The sequence below is a fragment of the Streptomyces sp. NPDC056161 genome, assembly GCF_042268025.1.
Classification (GTDB): Bacteria; Actinomycetota; Actinomycetes; order Streptomycetales; family Streptomycetaceae; genus Streptomyces.
Map to the genome: position 1 here is coordinate 31,681 of NZ_JBHJUV010000019.1, position 25,125 is coordinate 56,805.

The following is a 25,125-nucleotide window of genomic DNA, read 5'->3' on the forward strand; positions in this document are numbered from 1 at the left end:
GGGATATGCACAGATTCCTGATCGGGGATCCATAGGATGCCCCGCCTATGGTTAATTCGCCCCCCACAGACGACGGGTTCGGACAATCCCTGTTCGGGTCGGATCCGCGACTGTAAGGAATTCGTGAGTTCAACATGTCAGGGATGAGTGAAATTGACACCCAAACTGGCGGCAGGAAGCTATGAAGATCTCGAACGTGACCGGAGTATGCCGCTGCTTACCCGTGAGCGGGCGGTCTACCGCTCCGCCCTCCCGGCGGCGCCGCGCACCCTGCTCGACGTCCTCGAACGGTCCGTCTCCGAAACGCCGGACGCCCTCGCCCTGGACGACGGCACCGTCACACTGACCTACCGCGGGCTCGCCGAGGACGTCGACCGCGTCCGGCGCGTGCTGCGAGCCGCGGGCGTCGGACAGGGCGACCGGGTCGGCGTCCGCATGACCTCCGGCAGCGCCCACCTGTACCTGGCGATCCTCGGCGTCCTCGCCGCGGGCGCGGCCTATGTCCCGGTCGACGCCGACGACCCCGACGAACGCGCCGAACTGGTCTGGAGCGAGTCGGGTGTCTGCGCCGTACTGGGCGATGGGTACGTGCTCCGCACCCGCCCGGGAGTCGTCCCGCTCGGCCGGGACGGCCGGCCCGGACCCGACGACGACGCGTGGATCATCTTCACCTCCGGCTCGACCGGCAAACCCAAAGGCGTGGCGATCAGCCACCGTTCGGCCGCCGCCTTCGTGGACGCGGAGGCCCGGCTGTTCCTGCGTCAGGCGCCGATCGGCCCCGGCGACCGGGTACTGGCCGGGCTGTCCGTCGCGTTCGACGCCTCCTGCGAGGAGATGTGGCTGGCCTGGGGACACGGCGCCTGCCTGGTGCCCGCACCCCGCGCCCTGGTCCGCACCGGCGCGGACCTCGGCCCGTGGCTCAAGGAGCGCCGGATCAGCGTCGTCTCCACCGTCCCGACCCTGGCCGCGCTGTGGTCACGGGACATGCTCGCCGCCGTGCGGCTGCTGATCGTCGGCGGCGAGGCGTGCCCGCCCGAGGTGGTCAGGCGCTTCGCCTGCCACGGCCGCGAGGTGTGGAACACCTACGGCCCGACCGAGGCGACCGTCGTCTCCTGCGCCACTCAACTCGTCGACGGCGAACCCGTACGCATCGGCCTGCCGCTGGACGGCTGGGAACTCGCCGTCGTCGACTCCGACGGCGCACCCGTCGCCTGGGGCGAGAGCGGCGAACTCGTCATCGCGGGCGTCGGCCTCGGCCGCTACCTCGATCCCGTCAAGGACGCGGAACGCTACACCGCCCTGCCGTCCCTGGACTGGGACCGCGCCTACCGCAGCGGCGACCTCGTCCGCGCCGACCCCCGCGGCCTGGAGTTCGTCGGCCGCGCCGACGACCAGGTCAAGATCGGCGGACGGCGCGTCGAACTCGGCGAGGTGGAGGCCGCGTTGCTCGACCTGCCCGCCGTGGCCGCTGCCGCCGCGATGGTCCGGCGCACGGCCGGCGGCCTCGACGTACTGGTCGGCTACCTCGTACCGTCCGACGGCGACCCGGCCGCGTTCGACCGGTCGGGCGCGATCCGGCGGCTGCGCGAACGGCTGCCCGCGGCCCTCGTGCCCAGGCTCGCCGTGCTCGCCGAGTTCCCGACCCGCGCCTCCGGCAAGGCCGACCGGGACGCGCTGCCCTGGCCGCTGCCGGCGGAGCCCGCGCCGCGACGGGCCGCGACCGGCCCGCAGGACGGCCCACCGGCCGACGGCCCGGCGGCGGACGCCGCCCGCGCGCGGACCCCCGCCCGCGGTACGGACCCGGCCGACCCCGAGACCAGGTGGCTGCTCGGCGTCTGGAGCGAGATGCTCGGCGCCGACGTGACGGCCGACGACGACTTCTTCGACCTCGGCGGCACCAGCCTCGCCGCGGCCCGGCTGGTCTCCGCGCTGCGCGAGCGCTTCCCCGAGGTGTCCGTCGCCGACCTGTACCGGAACCCCACCCCGGCCGCGCTGCGCACCCGCCTTGGGGCCGCACCCGGTGAGCCCGCTCCCGGCACACCGCCGCGCGTCCGCCCGGACCACGACGACCCGGACATCCGACGGGACGACAGGCCCGTACCGGGTACGCCCCGGTGGACCGGCTGGGTCCAGACCGCGCTGCAACCGCTGCTGCTCGGCGTCACCGGACTGCGCTGGGTGCTGTCCCTCGGACTCACCGGCAACGTGCTCGCCGCGGCCGGCTTCACGTCCTGGCTGCCGACCGTGTCCTGGTGGCTGCTCGGCCCCGCCTGGCTGGTGATGTTCACCTCGCCCACCCGGGCCCTGCTGGCGGCGGGCGGCGCACGCCTGCTGCGCGGCCGGATCAGGCCGGGCGGGTACCGGCGCGGCGGCCTGACCCATCTGCGGCTGTGGACGGCGGAGCGCTGGGTGGCCGCCGTCGGTCTCGCCGCAGTGCCCGGCACCCCGCTGGCGGCCTGGTACGCGCGGCTGCTGGGCTGCACCGTCGGCAAGGACGTCGACCTGCACGCCCTGCCGCCGGTCACCGGACTCGCGACACTCGGTGACGGCGCGTCCGTCGAACCCGAGGCGGACCTCGCCGGCTGGTGGATCGACGGCGACCGGCTGCGCGTCGGCACGGTGGAGATCGGCGCCGGGGCGAGCGTCGGCGCACGCGTCCGGCTACAGCCGGGCGCACGGATCGGCGCCGGTGCGGAGGTCCTCACCGGCAGCACCGTCACCGAGGGCACGAGCGTTCCGTCCGGTGCGTGCTGGGGCGGCTCGCCCGCCGAGCCGCAGCCGGCCGAGGCCGCCTGGCCCCGTACCCGCGCGCCCCGCTCCCGGGCCTGGGCGCTCGCGTACACCCTGACGCCCGCCGTGCGCGGCCTGCTGACGGCCGTCGCCACCGCCCCCGCGCTGCTGACGCTCGTCGCGGTGTCCGGCGCGGACGGCCTGTCCTGGTCCGACCGGCTGCTGTGGCTGGTGCCGCTGGTCCTCCTCGGCACCGTCTGCGAGGCCCTGCTCATCCTCGCCGGGGTCCGGTTCGCGGGCCGCGGTCTGAAACCCGGCACGCACCCGCTGCACAGCAGGGCCGGCTGGTCCGCGTGGCTGACCCACGACCTGATGGCCATGGCCCGCACCACCCTCTTCCCCCTGTACGCCGGTCTGTTCACGCCGGTCTGGCTGCGCCTGCTCGGTGCCCGCGTCGGCAGGAACGTCGAGGCGTCGACCGTCCTGGCCCTGCCGCGGCTGCTGCACATCGACGACCGGGCGTTCCTCGCGGACGACGTACTGGCCGCGCCGTACGAGGCACGCGGCGGCTGGGTGCGGCTCGGCCACTCCCGGATCGGTGACGGCGCCTTCGTCGGCAACTCCGCCGTCGTCGGACCCGACCGGTCCGTCGGCGACGGCGCGCTGATCGGCGTCCTGTCCGACACGCCCGCCGCCGTCCCGGACGGCTCGTCCTGGCTGGGCCGCCCGCCGATGCGGCTGCGCCGGGTGGTGGAACAGCACGACCAGGCCCGTACGTTCGCCCCGCCGCGTTCCCTGCGAACCGCCCGTACCGCGGTGGAACTGTGCCGCGTGGTGCCGCTGCTGCTCGGCGCACTGCTCCAACTCACCCTGACCTACGCCCTGCTGTACCTGTGGGACGTCTACGGCGCCTGGGGCGCGGTGGCCGCGGCCGGCCTGCTGATGTGCGCCGCCGGGGTGGTCGCCGGGCTGGTCACCACGGCCGCGAAGTGGGCGCTGATGGGGCGCTTCACCGCCGAACGGCACCCGCTGTGGAGCGCGTTCGTGTGGCGCAACGAGCTGTGGGACGTCTTCGTGGAGATGCTGGCCGTTCCGTGGCTGGTCACCCCCGCGACCGGCACCCCGGTGCTGAACTGGTGGCTGCGCAGCCTGGGCGCGAGGATCGGCCGGGGGGTGTGGTGCGAGACGCACTGGTTCCCGGAGCCGGACCTGATCAGCGTCGGGGGCGGCGCGGTCGTGAACCGCGGGTGCGTCCTGCAGACCCACCTGTTCCACGACCGGGTCATGCGGCTGGAACCGGTCGGCCTGGGCAGCCGGTCGGTGCTCGGCCCGCACAGCATCGTCCTGCCGGGCAGCGCGCTGGGCGACGCGGCACGGGTGGGCGCGGGCTCGCTGGTCATGGCGGCGGAACGGGTGCCCGCGGCCGGCCACTGGCAGGGCATCCCGATCATCCCGATCACCCGGGCCGACTGACCGCCCCTGGCCCCGGCCCGCGGCGCCGGCCGTCCCGCACCGTCGGGGCGGCCGGCGTCCGCCGTGCCCGCCGGAGACCGCCCGCGCGGGCTTACCGGTACTGGGCGATCTGGATCAGATTGCCGCAGGTGTCGTCCAGCACCGCAGTGATGACCGGCCCCATCTCCACCGGCTCCTGGGTGAAGCGCACCCCGAGTCCGCGCAGCCGCTCGAACTCGGCGTGCACGTCGTCCACGGCGAAGGAGGTGTGCGGAATGCCGTCCGCGACCAGGGCCGTCTGGTACGGCTTCACCGCGGGGTGCGCGTCGGGCTCCAGCACCAGCTCGGTGCCGTCGGGGTCCTCCGGCGAGACCACGGTCAGCCACCGGTGCTCGCCGAGCGGGACCTCGGTCTTCTTCACGAAGCCGAGGACGTCGGTGTAGAAACGCAGGGCTTTGTCCTGGTCGTCGACGAAAACGCTGGACAGGTGGATCTTCATGGAGTGCTCTCCGGCACATCGGGCCTGAGCCATCGGGTCGCGATGCGCTCAAGCGGTTCGGTGTTCAGGTCGTGGAATTTGTAGCGGCCCTCACGGCGCGTCCGGACCAGGTCCGCGGCTTCCAGCACGGCGAGGTGCTGGCTGATCGCCTGCCGGGACAGTCCCAGACCGTGCTTGGTCGCCAGCCGTCCGCAGATCTCGAACAGCGACTGGCCGTCGCGTTCCGCCAGCTCATCGAGGATGCGCCGACGGGTGGGATCGACCAGAGCCTTGAAGACGTCTTCCGCCACGACCCCACCATAGGCAAGTGGTGACTTGCCTGACAAGGGGGACCCGGGCCGGGCCGGCTTGCCGGTGCGAGCGGTCAGCGGGTCGCCCACGCCTCCACCGCGGTCGTCACCGGTGCCCCCGTACGCGCCGACTCCTCGGCCGCCAGCGCCAGCAGGTGGTCCTGGCAGCCCTCGGCCAGCGGATACGGCTCCGGTCCGGCGCCCCGCACCCACGCTCCCGTACGGCACAGCAGGTCCACCACGGCCAGGTCGTCCTCGGTGAGGCTCGCCCCCAGGTAGTCGTTGCGCCACACCACCCGCCCGTCGAACGAGATGTGGTGCACCTCGGCGCCCTCCAGGTTGAGGTCCGTACCCGTGCGGCGCCGCACCAGCGGGGACTCGACCGGCGTACGCGGATCCAGCATCCGCACCACGGTGTCGTCCACGATCTCGCCGAGGGAGCCGCGCACGACGATGCGGCGGGCGCGCAGCGGATTCCACCACTGGTTGTCCGTGAAGTCGTACAGAGCGGTGCGGGCGCCGCCGAAGTCCAGGAAGGCCAGCGTGGTGACGGCGTCCTTGGGCGTGAGGTCGTCCGACCAGCCGGCGGGGGAGAGGGGATCGGCGAGCGGGGCGGTGGAGGCGTGCGCCGTGACCGTCGCGGCGCCGTGGCCGACGCCCAGGGCGTGCCGGATCAGCGACATCGCGTGATACAGGTGCGTCGAGGACACCTGCACGGACGTGACCTCGCCGATCACCCCCTCGCGCAGCAGCGCGAGCCGGGCGGCGTGGCCGGGCATCAGCGTGTACTGCTCCGCGACCTGCACGAGCCCGCTGCCGTCGGCCCGCCGCGCGCCGCCCACCGCGGCCCACAACTCCCGCAGTCCCGGCGCGTCGGGTGCCGGTGGCGTCTCCGCCAGGACCGGCATCTCGTGCTCGACGAGTTCCCGCACGACCCGGGGCGACGCCTCCCACGGCACCGAAGCGATCACGAACTCCGGTCTGTCGGCGGACAGTTCACCGACGGACCGATGGGCGGGCACCCCCCACTCGGCCTCCACCTGCCGGGCACGTTCGGCGGAGCGCGTCACGACTCCGGCCACCGCGAGCCGTTCGGGCAGTGCCTGGGCCAGCCGCGCGTAGAACCGGGCCCGCCAGCCGGTGCCCACGATGGCGAAACGTATAGGTGCTGTACCCACTGTTCCGTTCCTCCTGATCCGTTCCAACTTCACCAGTTTCCCAGATCGCCCGTGAGTGGGGCGAAGCGGCGGTGCGACATCGGCCGGGCGCGGGTGAAGGTGGCAAAACACGGTCCGTTTCACCCTGGAGACGTCCTACAGCACCACGAACGCCCAGCAACAGGTGGCCATCGCCGAAATCGAGTTTCTCGGTCCGTCGCAGGCGGGGACTTTCAGCACGCCCGCGGCAGCACTTCACCGGGCCGAGCCACGAGACGTGAACTCAGTTCATCCGTTCGCCGAGGGCGGCGCGGAGCCAGTCCAGGGAGCCCGTCTCCAGTACTGCGTCGGCGAGTGCCTGCCCGCTTTTGGTGGTGATCCGTCCCCGGCTGTTGTCGATCCACCGCTGAGCGTTGCCATAGCCCTGATCGCGGTACTCGATTCCCTGGATCATGCACTCCAGTTTGTCCGCGTCCCGTGCGCACTGTGCTTCCGCGGTCTCCTTGGCCTCGTACTCGGCCACCAGTTCCCTGACCGCGTCGGCGACAATCGCGGGCATGCCGGAGACCTGGTCGGCGGTGACCGCCTCGGGTGCGGCCTGTTCGGCGTCGTACTTCTTGCCGAGGTGATTGACGTCGCCGGTGCGGGTTTCCTGGCTGTCGTGCCAGACGGCGAGGAACGTGGCACGTGCCGGATCGGCTCCTTCGAGTTTCGCGATGACCGTGGCGATCACGGCGGTACGCCACGAGTGGTCGGCGACCGACTCCGGGTCCTTGATGCCGGCCATCCACCACCCACTGCGCTTGGTCTGCTTCAAGGTTCCCGCCTCGTAGAGAAAGCGGGCCACCGCGGTCAGGTCGGTCAGGTCCTCGGACACCGTCGGGCTCCTCTCACGCCTCAGCGAGGCGGATCGCGTACCGGATACTCGCCAACTCCCGTCGCCTTCGCTTCGAGAGTTCCCCGCTATCCAACATGATCGGCAGTCGGTCGCGCAGGGCGCGAGTGGCTGCTCCCGATCGCAACAGGTCAGGTCGGACTTGGAGCAGTGACCACACGCTGTGGATGTTGAGTTCCACATAGCCGTGGACAGGCGTGAAGCCCTCGACGAGGTGTGCGAGAAGGCTGTCCCCGTGCCAGGACCCGAGAGAACCGTCGGCGATAAAGTCGTCCGAGAACTGCGGCACGTTCGTTTCGCCGATCCAGTATGCCCAGTAAGCCAGATTCGCGGCCTCGCCGGCATCGTCGTCCTGGAGTGCAGTGTCGATGAACCATGCCATGCGTTCGCGGTCCCCTTGCCGGGCCGCGACAGCAGCGATACTGCGGTTGTTGAGCCACGCCGTTAGCCAGCCGTCCGGCTGCTCGGCGCGATGCTGTTCCGTGAACCAGTCGGCTGCCTCGGCGTCACGGTCGTAGCCGGACAGATACAGGGCCTGGCGACGAAGGAGGAATTGCGCCGGGCCGCGTGCCTGCTCGGCTGTACGGCGCATCTGATTGAAGAAGGTCCGGCGCTCGGCTGCGGTCAGCTCCGGCCCCGATGGTGCCGGGCCGCGACGAGACAGAGGGGGCGTCGGCAGAGCGCGTACCGCGCCTGGCGGCACGCCGTTGAGCGGCCACACCAGGATCTCGGCAAGCTCACGCTGCATCACCATCGCGCCGAGCGGGGCATCGTTGATCGACGCCTTCTCGTCGAGAGTGGTCGCAAGGAGCACGTCCGCCTCCAATGCGCGCGCCCACGTCCGGAGCAGGTCGGGGGCGGCACCCATTTTGATCAGCCGGTGACCTAAAGTGAATATTTTTGCGACTGGTACGGCCGGTAGGGGGCGCCGTCCGGATTCCCACCCCGCGATCGTGTCCGGGGACACCTTGAGTAGTTCGGCGGCCCCCTCCTGTGTGCAGCCCTGTTGCTCGCGAATCACGCGCAGGACGTAACCGCTGAGCAGCCCTGTATGGGGCCGCGCAGCCTTACCCGTACTAGGGGTCGGGGTTCGTTGCGTATTTGGCCGCATGAGTCGTCCATTTCCGGTGGTTTCCAAGAAACCACCCGTACTCGCGGTCACTTCAAGGTCGAGTGCCAGCTTTCTACGGTGATTGATGTCCCTGAATCGACCCTATTGGGAGGTCGCGACACATGAGACGCATTCCGCATACTGACCACTCGACGGCGTGCCCTCCGACAGTGTCGGCACTCACCCGGAGGTCGCACGGGTGAATGTGACAGGTCCGGAAAACGTGGTCGACGCCGAACGGCGACCGGCCATCGAGCGCCGAGGCGTTGGAGATGAACCGGTCTTCGCGTCGGGCGATGTGTTTTTGGGCGACGGCCGAGCGGTGTCTCCTCCCGTCTCGCACCATCGCTGTCACACAGCGACCAGCGTCCCAAAGTCGGAGCCCCCGGCCTGTGAATCGGTGGGTACCAGCCTGGAGCGCCCGCGCCAGGCGTGGGACGAGGTCTTGCTCCTGACGCGTGACCTGCCGGAGAAGGTGCCGCCGCGCCGGCAACTGGTCCCGTGGGTCGCGGAGCTGCGCGGGTACGTCACGGATCTGGTCCAGGACGTCACGCGTGCCATCGCGGAGGAACCGGACTCCTACGACCGGCAGACGGCGCAGTGGCTCCTCGACCGCGTCCGGAAGGTGCTTGCGGCCGAACCGGCGCCCACCGATCGGGAAGCCGCTGAACGCGCCGAAGATCTGGCACTGTCCTGCCGGGCACTCGCCGGGATCCACGAGCGGCAGCGCCGCCACGGTGCGGGAGGAGCCCATGCCTGACACGTTCCCGTTGCGCGACGGTGAGCCGAGCCGCCGCGTCCTGGTGACCGAAGACGGGTCGCCGGTGGTGTCCGTCTGCCTGCCTCGTGAAGCCGCGTCGGTACCGCAGGCCCGCCGACTGGTCCGCCGGACCCTGACGGGCTGGGACTTGCCGGACCTGGTGGACCCGGCGGAGCTGATCGTCTCCGAGCTGGCCTCGAACGCCGTCCGGCACGCGCGGCACGGCACGTTCAGGCTGACGATCCGGCGTCGGGGGGCCGGGAGCGTACGGCTGGAGGTGATCGACAAGTGCCAGAGCCCGCCGGTACGGAAGACCGCAGGTGCCGACGACGACAACGGCCGGGGACTGGCACTCGTCGAAGCGCTGTCACGGCGCTGGGGAACGGAGCCACTGCCCTGGGGCAAACGGGTCTGGGCCGACGTGGACCCGGACGACGATGCCCCCTCCGATGCTGCTTTGGCCACCGCGCATCCGTTCGCCACCACGACGGTGCAGATCATCTACGTGCTCACCGTGCTGGCGCTCGGCGCCTGGCTCGGCGTGCTGATCGCACGTGGACCGTGGTGAGCCGCGTCTGAATGTCGGGCCGGGGCGGCGCAAAGCTGAGCAATCGGCCCGTGCGGGAAGGGGGAAGAGGCTCAGCGACACACCGCGTGGCGACCGTCGGGCCCGGTGCGGTCGGCACGTGAGGCGGACGTGAGTGGCCCCGCCGGGCCGGAGCCCGGCGGGGCCGAGCGGGGTATCCCCGCTGTCCCTGGCGGAGCCGAAGGTCAACGCCCGTCGCCGGCGCCCTTCACCCCCTGGTTGATCACGAACTGTGAGCCGGGTTCGACCAGGATGTCGCCCTGGGCCGAGTTCGTGACGGTGACGTCGGACAGGGTGGCGCTGCCGCGGGCGCCGCCCATGGCGAGGATGCCGGAGCCGTTGTTGGACTTGTCGATGGTGACGTTGCTGATCTGCGCGGTCACCGTGCCGCCGCCGGACTTGAACTGGATCCCGTCGTACGTCGAGTCATGGATCTCGGTGTCCCGGATCACGACCCCCGGAATGCCCTGGCCCTGGGCGAACAGGGTGATGGCCCCGAACTCCTGGGCCTCGCCCCAGAACGCGCCGCCGGTGCGGTACAGGGCGTTGTTGGCGATGAGGGTCTGCCCGGAGAACGGCAGCGGATCGTGGTCGGTCGCCAGCATGATGCCCGGGTAGTTCATGGTGTCGTAGACCAGGTTGTTCTCGATGGTGTTGCCGTAGCCGCCGTAGACCGCGATGCCGTTGGCCCGCCAGGGCAGCTGGATCGTGTTGTTGCGGAAGTGGTTGTCGTGGCCGATGTCGACCGACTGGTCCTTGACGTACTTGTTGGCCCACACGGCGAGGGCGTCGTCCCCGGTGTTGCGGAAGGACGAGTTCTCCACCGACGAGTTGCGGGTGCCGTTGGTGAAGTTGATGCCGTCCGCGTAGGTGTCGCGGATGCGCATCCCGGTGAACTGGAGGCCGTCGGCGGGTCCCCACAGCTCGGGGATGTTGTCGTAGTCGCGGCCCACCCAGACGCCCACGTTGGCGTGTTCGATCCACACGTTGCTGATCTTGGTGTTCTTGCCGAACCTGCCGTTGAGCCCGACTCCGCCCTCGGCGCCGCCGTCGCCGCCCCGGATGGTGCCCGAGCCGAAGATGGCGATGTCGGAGATGGTGGTGTTGCCGTCGATGTCGAAGCCGAAGTTGCCCTCGTGCGGGTGGTTGATGCCGCCCGCCTGCTGCGGCGGGGTGAGGGTGTAGAGCTGGGAGTGCCACATCCCGGCGCCCCGGATGGTGACGTTGCTGATGCCGACCTGGTTGTACTGGCCGCGGTTGAGCGGGTCGTCGGTGAGGATCTTCTGCTCCTGGCGCCACTGGCCGGCCGGGATCCACACGCAGTCGATCTGCCCGTTCTGGTCCGCGGTCACCGCGCGCTGGATGGCGTCGGTGTCGTCGAGCCCGTCGTTCGGGACGGCACCGTACTCGGTGATGGAGACACAGCCCGCGGGCTGCGCGGCGGGCGGGGCGACCTGTTCGAGATCGACCAGGTCGATGACGTAGTACGCGGCGGTGTCACCGGCGTCGCGCTGCAACCGGAAGACGGTGCCCGCCGGGTAGGTCTGGGTGAGCAGCGCGTTCGACTCGTCGAAGAGGCGGCGCGCGTCGGTCCCCGGGGTGTTGGTCAGGCCCTCGGGCGAGTCGGTGTTGCCGTACAGCCAGCTGTACTTGGAGGTCAGATTGATCTTGCGGACGAAGGTGCCGTTCGCGTAGAGGCTGATGGTGGCCTCCTGGCCGCCGCCGCCCGGGGCGTCCGGGATGGAGTTGCGGACCACCAGGGAGTTGGCCGGGCTGGTGGAGGTGAACTGCACGTACTGGCCGGTGGAGGCGAGCCGCACCGACTGCCGGCCGGAGGATTCGGTGGCGAAGTTGGTGTGGCCGAACGTGCGCTTCTGGTCGGTGGTCAGCAGGGTGCCGGTGTAGGTGCCCTGCTCGGCCTCGTACTCGACGTACGGCACGGCGGCGCCGCGGCCGACCACGATCGAACGGGAGAAGACGTTGTTGTTCTCGTTGGTCTCGGCGACGGTGTTGGTGGCGTCCGCGGTCGCCGCGAGCACGACGGCCCCGCTGGTCGCGGTCCAGGTGCCGCTGATCGCGACCTGCTGGGTGGCGCCCGCGGCGATCGCCCCGGCGGTGCCGTTCAGGGTCTGGCCGCCCGCCACCAGCCGGGTGACCGTACCGGCCGCGACGGCCGTGGTGCCCCGGTTGTGCACGGCGACCGTGAAGGAGACGGCGGTGCCGGCGGCCGGGCTGGACGGGTTGGTGGTGATGCCGGTGACCTCCAGGTCCGGGCCGGGGGCCTGGGCGACGGTCAGTTTGTTCGTGGCGGTGCGGCTGTTGTTGGTGTTGTCGAGTTCGGGCACGGTGTCCGTGGGGTCGACCACGGCGGAGACGGTGTAGCTGCCCGTGGCGCGTTTGCCGATGCCCACCGGGACGGTCGCGGTGGCACCGGCGGCGAGGGCGCCGACCGGGGCGCTGCCGGCGATGGTGCCGTCCACGCTGACGTTGACCGTGGAGGCCGGGGACGCGGCGGTGCCCGCGTTGCGCACGGTCGCCTGGACGGTGACGGTGTCCGTCTCGACGGGCGACGCCGGCGTCCACGTCAGGTCGTTCACCACCAGGTCGGGGTTGGGGGCGGCGGTCCCGATCACCTCGAACTCGGCGACCTGCGCGCCGTATCCGCTGGAGTTGGCGGTGAACTTGAGCTGTACGTCGGCAAAGCGCCCGGTCACCGGGATGGTGACGGTGTTGGTGTTCGCGCTCGGGCTGAAGCTGTAGACGGCGGCGGCCTTCACCGAGGTGAAGCCGGTCGCGGCCTGCTCACGGGCGAGGACCTCGACGGTCTGGGTCCTGGCCGCCCAGGCCGGATCGGGGTTCAGCTTGACCGTGACCCCGGTGACGTCGGCGTTCGCGCCGAGCCGGACGGTGAGGGTGGCGGGGTGGCCGCTGGACTCCCAGTAGCTGGTGACCTGGCCGTCGTTGGCGTTCGCCGCGTTGAAGTTCTGGGTGGTCGAGGACGCCTCGATCGGCTTGCCCCGGGCCAGGTTGGCGCCGTCCAGGGGCGGGGTCGTGGGGTCGCCGCCCCCGGTGCCGTAGACCTCCAGCTCGGAGAGCTGGGCGGCGTTCCAGCCGGTGTTGGCGCTCACCTGGACCCGGACGTAGCGCACGGTGCGGGCGGTGAGGTCGACGCTGACCGAGCCCGCGGCGGCCGGGTCGAAGCGGGTGGCGGCCGAGGCGGACAGCGTGCTGAAGGCCGAGCCGTCGGAGCTGCCCTCGACGGCGAGGGTCTGGCTCCGCGCCTCCCAGGAGGCGGGCAGCTTCAGTACGACCTGGTCCACCTCGACGGCGGAGCCCAGGTCGACCCGGACCCACTGCGGGAAGGACCCGGCGGGGCCCTCCCAGTAGCTCTGCTGGCTGCCGTCGGTGACGTTGGCGGCGGGATGGCTGCCGTTGGATCCGCCGGCCGTGGCGCTCTTGCCGAGCGCGAGGTTGGGCCCCGCGGGGGCTTCCGCGGCGGCCTCCGCGGCGGTCGCGACAGCGGGCTGGAGGCCCACGGTGATCAGGCCGGCCAGGAGCAGGCCGGTGATCGTCCGCAGGCCGAATCGTTTCCGTCTCATGGCGTCCTCGTTCCATGGCAGGGACGACTGGGGGTGGGAGCACACGGTGCTACGACGGTGATACGGAGGGGCTGCGCGTGGTGGTGCCGGTGGTGCGGGGCGACGCTGGTGGTGCGAAGGGGCGCGTGGGTGTGCCGGGCCGTGAGGTGACGCGGTCGTGCGGGACCGGGACGCGGGGCGACCCGGGCAGGCGGAACTGCCCGGCGGGTCGGCACCACTCAACAAAGTTGTGATTTTGCGTCAACTCATTGATATTTTGCGGCTCTTGGGTGACAGATTTCAGGTTTACCCGCTCTTTGTCAATGGCATGGACACGGCTTACATGGCCGGAGTGCGGCAGTCGGTCCGCGGGCGCCCGTCACCCCGTGGGCATGCCGATCCGGTCGCGTTCCAGCGCGGAGCGCAGCAGTGCGAAGGTCCGCGCGGCGGCTGCCGTCGCGGCTTCGTCCAGAGCGCCCCCGATCAGCTCGGCCAGTCGCTCCGTGAAGGTGCGGTCGGCCGCGTCGACCAGCCGCAGGCCCTCGTCGGTCAGCGCCAGCAGTGACGAGCGGCGGTCCGCCGGATTCCGCTGCCGGGCGACCCAGCCGTGCCGCTCCAGCCGGTCGACGCTCTTGCTGGTCGCCCCGATGCCGATCGCGAACTCCGCGGCGAGGTCCGCGACCCGCGCCCCGGGGTGGTCCCGGAGGCGGCGCAGCAACTCGAACTGCGAGGTGACAATGCCGTGCCGCTCGCGAAGGCGGTCGTTCAGCGCGTTGTACAGACGCGTCTCGCACCGTACGAGGTCGGAGAAGAAGGCCGGGAGGCCGGAGGTGTCGTCGCCAGATGTATATGCCACGGCATATAGTGTAGCGGCAGCTATGTGCGGCGGTGGGCCACTGACGCCTCCGGCCACCCATACGGCACCGGCTGCTCGCGGCACCGGCCGGGCTCACGTCAGCGGCCGGGCTCGCGGCACCGGACGCCCACGACGAGAGCGAGGAGCGGAACATGAGCAGGGAACAGCGCGCGATGATCGACGCGATGGTGCGGCAGCCCCGGCCGGCGGGCCCCGTACCGGTGGAGGAACTACGGGCCGGATTCCGGGAGATGATGGCCGAGACGAGGGTCCCGGACGGGATCCGCACCACGGCCACGACGCTCGGCCCGCGCCCCGCCCTGCTGGTCGAACCGGCCGGGACCCCGCGACCTGGGACCCTCCTGTACTTCCACGGCGGCGCCTTCGTGTTCGGGTCGCCCGAGACCGCGCTGTCGCTGACGGGCAACCTCGTCGCCCGGACCGGGATCAAGGCGCTCTCACTGGACTACCGGCTCGCCCCCGAGCACCCCTTCCCCGCCGCCGTCGAGGACACCCTGAGCGCCTACCGCGCCCTCCTCGACAGCGGCGAGGACCCGTCCGCCATCGTGTTCGCCGGGGACTCCGCCGGGGGCGGCCTCACCGTCACCACCTGCCTGGCCGCCCGCGACGCGGGCCTGCCCCTCCCCGCGGCGATCGTGGCGTTCTCCGCCGGACTCGACGCGGGCCGGACGGGCGAGAGCATGGTCACCAAGGAGGGCGTCGACCCGTTCTTCACCCGCGAGTCCCTGCGCCACACCGAGGTCATGTACCTCGCGGGGCAGGACCCGAACCAGCCCCTGCTCAGCCCGGCCGCCCTCGCCGACCTCACCGGCTTCCCGCCGATGCTCCTCCAGGTGGGCACCAACGAGGTGCTCCTGGACGACTCCACGCGGCTGGCCGCCCGCGCGACGGCCGCCGGGGTGGACGTCATCCTCGACGTCACCGCCGACGTACCTCATGTGTTCCAGTCGTTCGCCGGCGTCCTCGACGAGGCCGACGAGGCGCTGGACCGCGCGGCCTTCTTCCTGGGCCAGCACCTGCGCATTCCGGGCGCGGCGGACAGCCGGGCCCGGTGAGCCGGACGGTGTGTCCGTACTCCCCGCACGCGGTGAGCCGGACGGTGTGTCCGTACTCCCCGCACGCGGTGAGCCGGACGGTGTGTCCGCACTCCCCGCACGCGGTGCGCGGCGGGCCCCGGCCGGGCCCCGCCCGGCGGCCGGGCTCGTCCCGACCGCCGTTCACCCGCTGTGACGGGTTCGGCTCCGTTAGCACATCTTTGCAGGTCTATGCCCGTCTGCCGCAAACCCTTCATTCCGACATCACCCGCCGTCCACCGGGCCGGATCAGTGTCTGAGGGCTTCCGGTGTGTTCAACGAGCACCGATCACCGATCTTGCAGAGGGCAATATGTGTCTTGACGGACATTGCGAAAACAATGTCAACCCGCTCCCGGCCGATGCCGTGGGCGCCGGCGGCTCGGACGCCGGCCTCGGCCGGCGGCGGCTGCTGACCGTGGGGATGGCCGGCGCCGCCGCCCTCACCCTGGCCCCGGTGTCGTTCGCGCAGGCGGCCGACGGCTCCTCCGCCGGTGCCGCGCCCACCAGCGGTGACGTGACCCGCACCATCAGCGGGTTCCTGGAGACCGGGGTCGCGGACTTCGTCTACCTCCCGGTCGAGGTCCCCAAGGGCGTGCAGAAGATCGCGGTCTCGTACTCCTACGACAAGCCGTCCGTGCCCTCCGGCACCCCGGGCAACTCCTGCGACATCGGTGTGTTCGACGAGCGGGGCATCGCCCTCGGCGGCCGTGGCTTCCGCGGCTGGTCCGGTGGTTTCCGCACCTCGTTCGAGATCAGCAACAGCGACGCCACGCCGGGATACCTGCCCGGCCCGGTCAACGCCGGCACCTGGCACATCGTCCTCGGCCCCTACCAGGTGGCGCCGCAGGGCCTGAACTACCAGGTCCAGGTGACCCTGACATACGGCGAGCCCGGCCCCGCGTACGTGAAGAACTACCCGCCGCAGCGAGCCAAGGGCCGCGGCCGTGACTGGTACCGCGGCGACTGCCACCTGCACACCGTCTACTCCGACGGCAAGCGTCTGCCGAGCGAGGTCGCCGCCGGTGCGCGCGCCGCCGGCCTCGACTTCATGGTCTCCACCGACCACAACACCTCCTCCTCGCACGCGGTGTGGGGCGAGTACGCCGGCTCGGACCTGCTGATCATGACCGGTGAGGAGGTCACCACCCGCAACGGTCACTGGCTGGCCCTCGGCCTCCCGCCCGGTGAGTGGATCGACTGGCGCTACCGCTCGCGCGACGACGACTTCGGCCGCTTCGCGCGCCAGGTGCACCGCGGCGGCGGTCTCGTGGTCCCCGCGCACATGTACTGCGCCTACATAGCCAGCCAGTGGAAGTTCGGCTTCGACGACGCCGATGCCACCGAGGTGTGGACCGGCCCGTGGACCTACGACGACGAGCACGCGGTCAGCACCTGGGACCAGAAGCTCGGTGAGGCCGTCCGCACCGGCAAGCGCTGGCTCCCGGCCATGGGCAACAGCGACGCGCACAGCGTGCCGAACGTCATCGGCCTGCCGCACAACGTCGTCCAGGCGGACGACCTGGCCACCGACGCCGTCATGGCCGGTATCCGCGCGGGCCGGAGCTGGATCGCGGAGTCGTCCTCCGTCAAGCTGACCTTCACCGCCACCGGCAACGGCAAGCAGGCCGGCATCGGCGAGAAGCTGACCGTCCCCGCCGACGCGCCGGTGGACGTCCGCCTCGACGTCGAGGGCGTCCCGGGCGGCACCGTCCGCTTCATCACCGACGAGGGCCAGATGCACCAGGAGTCGGTGGGCGCCTCCGGTTCCGGCACCGTGGTGTGGCGGACGACCGCCTCGCTCGTGTCGTACGTACGCGCCGAGGTGCGCCACCCGATGGCGGACGGCAGCCCCGGCCAGGGCAACACCATGGGCGACGCCCTGATGTTCGGCCCGATGGCCGCCCTGACCAACCCGGTCTTCCTGGTGACGAAGGGCTAGGCGAACCGACGGACGTCGTGCCTCCTGGGCGCGGCGAGGCACACCGCCTCATCGCGCCCGTGCCGGTGGCGGAGCGGAGCCCACGCGGCGGCGGCCTCCCTCACGACTGACCCGTCCCGCCGGGTGGATCCCCTCACCCGGCAGGGGGCGCGCTCGCGTCGCGCCGCGGCACCGGACCGAGGTGCCGGCGCAGATGGTCCGCGTACTCCACGGCGTGCGGCCCGCACAGTACGACGGCCGGCCCGGCGGGGCTGCCGGGGCGTACCCGCACCGGTGCATCGTCCGACGGGTGTTCAGGCGTCGCGGACGCGGACAGGGGAGGCCCGCCCGGTACGTGGATCTCGATCCCGAGCCGTCCCGCGCCGCCGTGGGCGCCGGCCAGCGCCGCCCAGACGGCGAGGCGTTGCGGGTCCGGGCCGGCGGGCAGGACCACCCGGTGGCGTGCCGCCTCGTGCGGGCAGGCGGGGCACTCCGGCAGCGGGTGGTGCCGGCGCAGGTACGGGAGGAGACAGGCGGCGAGCCGGTCGAGGTCGGGTACGTGCCTCGGGGGGCCGGTCCGCGGGGTGACGAGGTAACCGGCGGCGCCCCACGGGGCGACCCCGACCCGGCCGCCCGCAGCCTCGGCGGCGGCCGCCGCCCGTCGCCGCCGGTCCGCGGGACGGTCGCCCGCCAGGACGACCTCCCAGGGCGGACGGACCGTACCGGTACCGCACGCGCCGCACATGGTTCCCCTTCCCCGGGGTGTTCAGGGCATCACGTCGCCGCTGTTGGGCCCGAGGACCTGCCCGACGTACAGGTTGCCCGAGGGGTCACCGGCGAGCAGTACGGCGGTCGGGGCCACCTCCGTCGGCACGCCGAAGCGGCCCAGGGGGAGTTCGGCGCGTTTCGCCTTCTTCCAGTCCTCGCTGATCCCGGCCACCATCGGGGTCTCGACGGGGCCGGGGGCGATGGCGTTCACCAGGACGCCGTGCGGGGCGAGTTCGCGGGCCAGGGCCTTGGTGAGGCCGATGACCCCGGCCTTGGCCGCGGAGTAGTGGACCAGGCTCTCGCCGCCCTTCAGCGCGAGCTGCGAGGAGACGTTGATGATGCGGCCCGTGCCCTGGCGGACCATGAGGGGCGCCGTCCAGCGGCAGCACAGGAACACGCTGCGCAGGTCCACGTCGATCATCTCGTCCCAGATGTGCACCGGCATGTCGACGAAGGGCACCTCGGTGAGCAGCCCGGCGCAGTTGACGAGGATGTCGATGCGCCCGAACTCCCGGTGCGCCGTGTCGATCATCGCGCGGGTGGCGTCCGCGTCGGTGAGGTCGACCCGGTGGGTGGTCGCCGTGGTGCCTGCCGCCCGGGTCCGGGCCGCGGTCGCCTCGGCGCCGTCGAGGTCGCGGTCGGCGAGGAAGAGGCGGGCGCCCTCGGCCGCGAAGGCGTCGGCGACGGCCGCGCCGATCCCGCTCGCGGCGCCGGTGACGACGGCGACGCGCTGTTTCAGTGACTGACTCATGGCGGTGTCGGTTTCCTTCAGCTCGGCCAGCGGACGGTGAGACCGCCGTCGACGATGAGGTGCTGCCCGGTCACGTAGGCGGCGTCGGCACCGGTGAGGAAGCGGATGGTGCGCGCCGCCTCGTCCGTGGAGCCCACCCGTCCCCAGGGGATGATCCGGCCGGCCTCGGCCAGACCCTCGGGGCCCAGCGAGTTGACCGGGTCGAGCGACTGCGGGCTCTCGATCAGGCCGGGGATGACGCAGTTGACGCGGATGCCCCGCGGGGCGAGTTCCACGGCCAGCGAGCGGCACAGCCCCAGCACGCCGGACTTCGCGGCGGCGTAGTGGGCGTGGTCGTCCCAGCCGTAGACCCCGCCGGCGATGGAGGAGACGGCGACCATGGCGCCCGGACCGGTCATCACGCCGGCCGCGGAGCGGAACAGGCGCAGGACGCCCGTGAGATCGACGGAGAGCATGTCGTCCCAGGCCCGGTCGCTGAGGTCGGCGAGCGGGGCGCGGCGCAGGATCCCGGCCGCGGCCACGGCGATGTCGAGCCGGCCGTAGTGGTCCACGGCCGCCTGTGCCAGGGCGTCGGACTGTTCGGGGTCGCGGATGTCGACGTCGACGGCCAGGGCCCGGCCGCCGGCGGCCTCGACCTCGCGGACCGTCTGCCGTACGTCGTGCGGGTCCTTCGGGTAGTGGCCGAGCACGCTGACGGCGCCGGCGCGCGCGTAGGCGACCGCCAGTGCCCTGCCGATGCCGCTCGCGCCCCCGGTGATGACGGCGACCTGACCGGTCAGGCCGTCGTCGCGGGCCGGAGCGGACTGCCCGGGGGCGGTCATGAGACGGCTCCTTCGGGGTGCAGGCGCGGCGCCGCGGTCCGTTCGCCCTGGTCCACGCGGTTGGTGCCGAGCATGACCACACCGGAGGCCAGCATGAAGGCGGACCCGGCGATCAGGGCCGCCACGACCATGGAGGTCCCGGCGCTGAGCAGGCCGGTCAGCAGCGCCGAGCCCACGATCGCGCCGACCGGGCCCATGGTGTGCGCCACGTTCGGGCCGAGACCGCGGACCTGGGCGGGGAAGGACTCGCCCATGTAGAACAGCAGGGCCGCGTACGGACCGGTCAGGAAGAACAGCGACAGCGCGTACAGGGGGATGACGAAGGCGCTGGAGTCGGGGCCGAGCAGCATCAGGGCGGTGAGGACGGCGCCGATGGTCCAGCCGACGATGATGGTGGACCGGCGGCCGACGCGGTCCCCGATCCAGCCGTGGAACAGGTAGCCGGCGAAGCCGACCGCGTTGGCGAGGACCAGGACCAGCAGGGCGTTGCTGAAGGAGACGTGCTTGCCCTGGGTGAGGACGGTGGTGCCGAGCACCGAGAACACCTGGATGGCCATCCAGTTGAACAGCCAGGCCAGCGACAGGCAGACGGTGTGGCGGCGCAGCCCCGGCGCGAACACGTCGCGCAGGGTCGCCTTGGCCTCGCCGGACACCGTCATACCCATGCGCCGGGAGAGGTCGTCGGCCGCGGCGGTGTCCCCGTCGGCCTTCAGCCGTCGTATCTCCTTGAGGGCCGCGAAGGCAGGCGACTCGGGCAGCCTGCAGGCGGCGAGGGCGACCAGGACGGAGGGGACCACGGCGACGACGAAGGACCAGCGCCAGCCCAGGGTGGGCAGCAGCGCGGCGGTCAGTCCCGCCGAGAGCAGCGCCCCCACCGGCCAACCGCTCTGCACGAAGCTGTACATGAAGCCGCGGCTGCGCGCCTTGCCGTACATCTCGTTGAGGTAGACGGTGTTGACCAGTTCCTCCGAGTAGCCGAACCCGGAGAAGGCGCGGATCACGACCAGGGAGACGGCGCCGGCGGCCAGGCCGGTGAACCCGGAGCTGAGCGCCGCGCCGAGGATGGCGATGACCAGGGCGCGCTTGCGGCCGACGCGGTCCAGCAGCGGGCCGACGGTGAGCGCGATGACGAAGGTGCCGACGGTCACCCAGGTGGCGACGTTGGTGGCGTGCGCCGTTGACCAGCCGAAACTGTCGGCGATCTTGGGCAGCAGGGTGCCGAAGAGGGTGTAGTCGTAGACCGACACCACCCAGGCGAGGAAACACACGGCGGATATGCGCATCAGCGACCGGGACGTCACGGGACGTTCCCAGACGGGCACGCCCGCGGTCTGCGCGGAGGTGGAGGAGGACATGGCTCAGACCTCCCGGGGACGGCGTCGGGCGAAGTCGTCGGCGATGGTGTCGAAGGTGCTCCAGCGGACACCCTCGTGGGAGCCGATGTGCTCGATCAGCCGTTCGAGGGCGAGGAGTACCTGGGGTCGGCCGGAGACATCGGGGTGGATGGTCATGGTGAACGCCGCGTAGTCGCTCTCGCGGTGGACCCAGTCGAACTGGTCGCGCCACATCGACTCGATGTCGCGGGGGTTGACGAAGCCGTGGCTGTTGGGGCTGGCCTTGATGAACATCATCGGCGGCAGGTCGTCGAGGTACCAGTTGGCCGGGATCTCGATGAGGTCGGTCTCCCGGCCGCGTACGAGGGGCTTCATCCACGACTCGGCCGGCGCGTCGTAATCGATCTTGGTCCAGCTGTCGCCGACGCGGACGTAGTACGGCTCGAAGTCGCGGTGCATGAGGGAGTGGTCGTACTTGATGCCGCGCTCCAGCAGCAGTTCGTTGGTCACCGGGGAGAACTCCCACCAGGGCGCGACGTACCCGGTGGGCCGGCGGCCGGTGCGCGACTGGATGAGGCCGATGCAGTGGTCCAGGACCGTCGACTCCTGCTCGCGGCTCATCGCGATCGGGTTCTCGTGCGAGTAGCCGTGCACACCGATCTCGTGCCCGGCGGCGACACAGGCGTCGAACTGCTCGGGGAAGGTCTCGATCGAGTGCCCCGGCCAGAAGAAGGTCTGGGTGAGGCCGTGCCGGCGGAAGAGTTCGAGGACCCGCGGCACGCCGACCTCGGCGGCGAACATGCCGCGGGAGATGTCGTCGGGGGAGTCCTCTCCGCCGTACGAGCCGAGCCACCCGGCCACCGCGTCGATGTCCACACCGAAGGACACGAAGATCTCTTTGCTCATGATGCTCCTTGGTCTGATGTGCGGGCGCCGTCGGACATCCGCCGGACGTGGGCCCCGGCGGACGCCTCCTGTTGGAGCCACTGTCTGAGAACGGCTCCGGGATCTTCCGGTTTATGGGCAATTGATACGGAAAGTAGCAATCTGGCCTGCCAGGGGCTCAGATCACTCGCGAAAACGGCGCCGGCGCGTTCCAGATCCGCACCGCCGCCCCCGCCGTACATCGGGGCGACCGGGCCGCTGAACGCCCGGCTGCACACGGCCACCGGCACGCCCCGGTCGACCAGCCGGGCCACGGCGGCCGTCATCGCCGGGGACGCGTTGCCCGCGCCCAGCGCCTGCACCACGACGCCGCCGGCCCCGGCGGCGACCGCGGCCTGAAGCAGGGCTCCGTCGGCCCCGGCGTAGGCGGCGACGACGTCGACCCGGGGCAGTTCCCGTACGGCGTCCAGGTCGAAGGCGGACGGGCGGGACCGCGCGCCGAGCGGCAGTACGCGATCGTGCGTCACGCGCAGACAGGGGCCGCGCCCGGGTGCCCCGAAGGCGGCGGCGGCCAGGGTCTCCACCTTGCGCACGCCCCGGGCCTGCCAGGCCAGCCCGTCGAAGACCAGCAGCGGCCCGAGCGCCCGCGCCTGGGGGCTCGCCGCGACGGCGAACGCGGCCGCGAGGTTGGCCGGACCGTCGGGGGCCGGGCTGTCGAAGGGCCGCTGCGCGCCGGTGAGCACGACCGGCCGCGGGTCCGCGTGGAAGAGGTCCAGCAGGAACGCGGACTCCTCCATGGTGTCGGTCCCGTGGGTGACGACCACGCCGTCCACGCCCTGGGCCAGCGCGTCGTGGACGCGGCGCACGAGCGCGAGGAGGTCGTCCAGGGTGAAGGCGTAGCTGCCCTTGGTGGTGAAGTCGTCGACCTCCACCTCCAAAGCGCCCAGTTCGCTCGCCGCCAGGAGCTGCGCGCCGGTGGTCTCGGCCAGCAGGCCCCCTGCCGACCGCCGGCTCGCGATGGTGCCGCCGGTGGCGATCAGACGGAAACGGGTCACGGGTCCCTCCACGGCCGGTGGGCGCACAGGTGAGCAATCCTTTGCACAATCGTCCGCGAGAACGTTTGCGCGAACGATTGCGCGAACGATTGCGAGGACTCTATGCAATCCTTTGCGGGACGACAAGAGGTGATGCGGACCGCGGTTTCCCGGCCGCCGGGCCGATGCGATAGAAACGTCGTGTGACCGCCGCCCCGCCCCCCTCCGACAGCACCGTGACCCTGGCCGTCCTGGCCGCCCGCGCGGGGGTGCACGTCTCGACCGTGTCCCGGGCGCTGACTCCCGGGGCGCCCGGCATCGGCGCCGCCACCGCCGAACGCATCCGCGCGCTCGCCGCCGAGCTGGGCTACCAGCGCGACCCCGCGGCCACCGCCCTGCGCACCGGCCGCAGCCGGGTCTTCGGGGTCCTGGTCCCGCGGCTGACCGACTTCGTCCTGGCGCGCATCTACGAGGGCCTGGACGCGGAGGCCGCCGGGCACGGCTACAACACCTTCGTCGTCAACACCACCGACGACCCGGCCCTGCGGCGCGAGCGCCTCGAAGAACTCCTCGCCCGCCGCGTCGACGGCATCGTGCTGGGTGACGCCCGGCTCGACGGCGACGAACTGGTCCAGACGCTCGCCGACCGGAAAATCCCTTATGTCCTGGTCTCCCGCCGTCTGAAAGGCCATCTGTCCGTCACCACCGACGACCTGCTCGGCGGGCGCCTGGCCGCCGAGCACCTGCTGGAACTCGGCCACCGGCAGGTCGGGGTGGTGGCCGGGGAGCCCTACGCCAGCACCGGTGCGGAGCGCACCGCCGGTTTCGTCCGCCGCTACGAGAAGGCCGGCCTGCCGCTGCCCCCGGAGTACGTGCTCCACTCGCGCTTCGACAACTCCGGAGGGCACGCGGCGGGCGCCGAACTGCTGCGGCTGAATCCCCGCCCCACGGCCATCTTCGCCGTCAACGACACCGCCGCGATCGGCGTCATAGGGGCGCTGCGGGAACACGGGCTGCGGCCGGGCGCGGACGTGGCCGTCGTCGGGTACAACGACATCCCCGTCGTCGCCGAGATCCCGGTGCCGCTCACCACGATCCACTCGCCCATGTTCGACATGGGCCGCCAGGCCATGGGCCTGCTGCTGCGGCGGCTGCGCGAGGAAGACGTCCGCTCCCGGCGGCTGCGCCCGCATCTCGTCGCCCGCGCGTCGACGGTCCCGGAGGCGTAGCCGCAGGGCCGCCTCCCGGCGAACGGCTGCCTTCTGGCGAACGGCTGCCTTCTGGCGAACGGCTGCCTTCTGGCGAACGGCCGCCTTCCGGCGAACGGCCGCCGTCCGCTGACGCCCTGTCAGGGCCCGCAGGACCGGAAGGGCCCGCAGGACCGGCAGGGCCTTCGGGACCCGCAGGGCCTTCGGTACCCGCAGGATCGGCGGGACCCTGCCGGGCGGTCGGCCCGCGGCGTCACTCGCCCGCCGGTACCTACGTGCGGGCGGCGGCGGGCCGCGGAAGTTGACGGCCTCGATTATGCGGCGCGTCCCGTGGGGAAGGGTCCGGCGGTGCCGCGGGCGGCCTGCCGCAGGAGGGCGCCGGGACAGGGAGGCGGACGTGAGGGCCGGCTACGAGGGCGAGGTGGGGGCGATCCGGGTGCGCTACCGCGGGCCGCTGGCGATCGGCACCGGCTGCTACGTGCTCGCCGGTATCTGGGGGATGTTCCTGCTCGCGGACGACATCGGGCCCGTCGGCGAGATGCTCCTGTGGATCGGGCACGGGGTGGTGCTGATCGCGCTCCTCGCCGGGCTGGGCGCCTGGGAGTACAGCTTCTCCGCGGCCCTCTTCATCGTGTTCGCGTCCGCGATGTCCGCGTACATCGCCTCCGTGGTCCGCGACGACCTCACCCTCCAGCGGCGCGGCGAGGAGACCACCGTGACGGTGGTGAAGGAGTGGCGCGACCCGGCGCAGGGGCGGGGGCCCCGCGGCTACAACTACGAGGTGGAGCACCTGGACGGCACCGAGGTCCCCGGTCCCGCGCTGAAGGCCACGTCCGACCGGTTCGACGTCGGGCAGCGCATCCGGGTGATCGAGGACCCCGCTGGTGTACTCCGCCCCCAGACACCGGGCCAGGCGGACGCCACCGGCGACGTGGTCGGCGCGGGGCTGCTCGTCGTCGCCGCGCTCGCCGCCGTCGGCTGGATGGCCTGGCGCGGACCGGACACCACGCTGCGGGACCAGCACGACGCGCCGAAGACCTGCGCCGGGCCGCGGGAGACGTGCCCGGCCGCCGGCCGCGGCACCCCGGACGAGCAGGAGGAGCGGCTGCGCGAGGCACTGCGCACGTATCCCGCCGACCGCAGCGGCTACGTCCGGGTGCACCCGGCGGACTACCCGGACGTGTCGCACCGGCGGGCCGCCCGGATCGGCCGGGACATGGGGCTGCGCGCCGAGGCGTTCGGCAACCGGGGTTCCTGGCGCTTCGGGGAGAACGTCGTCGAGGAAGTCCCGTGTGACTGACGGCCCGTGCCCCTGCCGCGTGGGCGGCGGCGGTGGCGCCGGGCGGGCCGGGGCGTGACCCGGCCGGTCCCGGTACGGCGGACGGCTGCGGTACGG

Annotated in this window: 20 protein-coding genes; 7 read left to right on the forward strand and 13 right to left on the reverse strand. The window is 72.0% G+C overall.

Going from position 1 to position 25,125, the window contains the following annotated elements; genetic code table 11:
* Positions 1–207 precede the first annotated feature (207 nt).
* A complete protein-coding gene (locus tag ACFC09_RS19205) occupies positions 208–4,203 on the forward strand; it encodes a Pls/PosA family non-ribosomal peptide synthetase (RefSeq protein ID WP_376529611.1) in 3,996 nt (1,331 codons plus the stop codon).
* A gap of 91 nt (positions 4,204–4,294) precedes the next feature.
* On the opposite strand, the gene ACFC09_RS19210 is transcribed toward ACFC09_RS19205, so the two are convergent.
* The 5 genes from ACFC09_RS19210 to ACFC09_RS19230 form a co-directional block, all read right to left on the reverse strand.
* A complete protein-coding gene (locus ACFC09_RS19210; RefSeq protein ID WP_376529613.1) occupies positions 4,295–4,681 on the reverse strand; it encodes a VOC family protein in 387 nt (128 codons plus the stop codon).
* Positions 4,678–4,971 carry an ArsR/SmtB family transcription factor gene (locus tag ACFC09_RS19215; protein WP_376529615.1) on the reverse strand — a complete coding sequence of 98 codons (294 nt, stop codon included), beginning with the start codon at positions 4,969–4,971 and terminating at the stop codon, positions 4,678–4,680. The genes ACFC09_RS19210 and ACFC09_RS19215 overlap by 4 nt, the downstream gene beginning before the upstream one ends.
* A gap of 74 nt (positions 4,972–5,045) precedes the next feature.
* Positions 5,046–6,149 carry a Gfo/Idh/MocA family protein gene (locus ACFC09_RS19220; protein ID WP_376529618.1) on the reverse strand — a complete coding sequence of 368 codons (1,104 nt, stop codon included), beginning with the start codon at positions 6,147–6,149 and terminating at the stop codon, positions 5,046–5,048.
* Between the two features lie 262 nt (positions 6,150–6,411).
* Entirely contained in the window at positions 6,412–7,005 is a 594-nt protein-coding gene (locus tag ACFC09_RS19225; protein WP_376529621.1) for an HD family hydrolase, read from the reverse strand.
* A gap of 13 nt (positions 7,006–7,018) precedes the next feature.
* Positions 7,019–8,134 (reverse strand): helix-turn-helix domain-containing protein, encoded by a 1,116-nt coding sequence (locus tag ACFC09_RS19230; protein WP_376529856.1) that lies wholly within the window; start codon positions 8,132–8,134, stop codon positions 7,019–7,021.
* Positions 8,135–8,534: 400 nt separating this feature from the next.
* Here ACFC09_RS19230 and ACFC09_RS19235 point away from each other — a divergent pair, with 400 nt between their 5' ends.
* Positions 8,535–8,894 carry a DUF6415 family natural product biosynthesis protein gene (locus ACFC09_RS19235; RefSeq protein ID WP_376529624.1) on the forward strand — a complete coding sequence of 120 codons (360 nt, stop codon included), beginning with the start codon at positions 8,535–8,537 and terminating at the stop codon, positions 8,892–8,894.
* Positions 8,887–9,462 (forward strand): ATP-binding protein, encoded by a 576-nt coding sequence (locus ACFC09_RS19240; RefSeq protein ID WP_376529627.1) that lies wholly within the window; start codon positions 8,887–8,889, stop codon positions 9,460–9,462. The genes ACFC09_RS19235 and ACFC09_RS19240 overlap by 8 nt, the downstream gene beginning before the upstream one ends.
* 203 nt (positions 9,463–9,665) lie before the next feature.
* On the opposite strand, the gene ACFC09_RS19245 is transcribed toward ACFC09_RS19240, so the two are convergent.
* Entirely contained in the window at positions 9,666–13,079 is a 3,414-nt protein-coding gene (locus ACFC09_RS19245; RefSeq protein ID WP_376529629.1) for a CARDB domain-containing protein, read from the reverse strand.
* Positions 13,080–13,437: 358 nt separating this feature from the next.
* Positions 13,438–13,914 (reverse strand): MarR family winged helix-turn-helix transcriptional regulator, encoded by a 477-nt coding sequence (locus ACFC09_RS19250; protein ID WP_376529632.1) that lies wholly within the window; start codon positions 13,912–13,914, stop codon positions 13,438–13,440.
* A gap of 152 nt (positions 13,915–14,066) precedes the next feature.
* Here ACFC09_RS19250 and ACFC09_RS19255 point away from each other — a divergent pair, with 152 nt between their 5' ends.
* Positions 14,067–14,990 carry an alpha/beta hydrolase gene (locus ACFC09_RS19255; protein WP_376529634.1) on the forward strand — a complete coding sequence of 308 codons (924 nt, stop codon included), beginning with the start codon at positions 14,067–14,069 and terminating at the stop codon, positions 14,988–14,990.
* Positions 14,991–15,431: 441 nt separating this feature from the next.
* Complete coding sequence (locus tag ACFC09_RS19260) at positions 15,432–16,949, forward strand: CehA/McbA family metallohydrolase (protein ID WP_376529858.1); 1,518 nt, start codon at positions 15,432–15,434, stop codon at positions 16,947–16,949.
* Positions 16,950–17,082: 133 nt separating this feature from the next.
* Here ACFC09_RS19260 and ACFC09_RS19265 read toward each other — a convergent pair whose 3' ends face one another.
* The 6 genes from ACFC09_RS19265 to ACFC09_RS19290 are packed head-to-tail and all read right to left on the reverse strand — an operon-like array spanning position 17,083 to position 22,542.
* Positions 17,083–17,673, reverse strand: a complete 591-nt coding sequence (locus ACFC09_RS19265) for a hypothetical protein (protein ID WP_376529636.1) — start codon at positions 17,671–17,673, stop codon at positions 17,083–17,085.
* Positions 17,674–17,694: 21 nt separating this feature from the next.
* Positions 17,695–18,447 (reverse strand): SDR family NAD(P)-dependent oxidoreductase, encoded by a 753-nt coding sequence (locus ACFC09_RS19270; protein ID WP_376529638.1) that lies wholly within the window; start codon positions 18,445–18,447, stop codon positions 17,695–17,697.
* A gap of 17 nt (positions 18,448–18,464) precedes the next feature.
* Positions 18,465–19,268, reverse strand: a complete 804-nt coding sequence (locus ACFC09_RS19275) for an SDR family NAD(P)-dependent oxidoreductase (RefSeq protein WP_376529640.1) — start codon at positions 19,266–19,268, stop codon at positions 18,465–18,467.
* Positions 19,265–20,623 (reverse strand): MFS transporter, encoded by a 1,359-nt coding sequence (locus tag ACFC09_RS19280; RefSeq protein ID WP_376529642.1) that lies wholly within the window; start codon positions 20,621–20,623, stop codon positions 19,265–19,267. Before ACFC09_RS19280 ends, ACFC09_RS19275 begins: the two co-directional genes overlap by 4 nt.
* Before the next feature lie 3 nt (positions 20,624–20,626).
* Entirely contained in the window at positions 20,627–21,508 is an 882-nt protein-coding gene (locus ACFC09_RS19285) for a polysaccharide deacetylase (protein ID WP_376529644.1), read from the reverse strand.
* Positions 21,505–22,542, reverse strand: coding sequence for an asparaginase (locus ACFC09_RS19290; protein WP_376529646.1), 1,038 nt, complete (start codon positions 22,540–22,542; stop codon positions 21,505–21,507). The genes ACFC09_RS19285 and ACFC09_RS19290 overlap by 4 nt, the downstream gene beginning before the upstream one ends.
* Before the next feature lie 182 nt (positions 22,543–22,724).
* Between ACFC09_RS19290 and ACFC09_RS19295 the strand changes: the two genes are divergently transcribed.
* A complete protein-coding gene (locus ACFC09_RS19295; RefSeq protein ID WP_376529648.1) occupies positions 22,725–23,750 on the forward strand; it encodes a LacI family DNA-binding transcriptional regulator in 1,026 nt (341 codons plus the stop codon).
* A 376-nt stretch (positions 23,751–24,126) separates the two neighbouring features.
* Positions 24,127–25,029, forward strand: coding sequence for a hypothetical protein (locus ACFC09_RS19300; RefSeq protein WP_376529650.1), 903 nt, complete (start codon positions 24,127–24,129; stop codon positions 25,027–25,029).
* Positions 25,030–25,125: the final 96 nt, after the last annotated feature.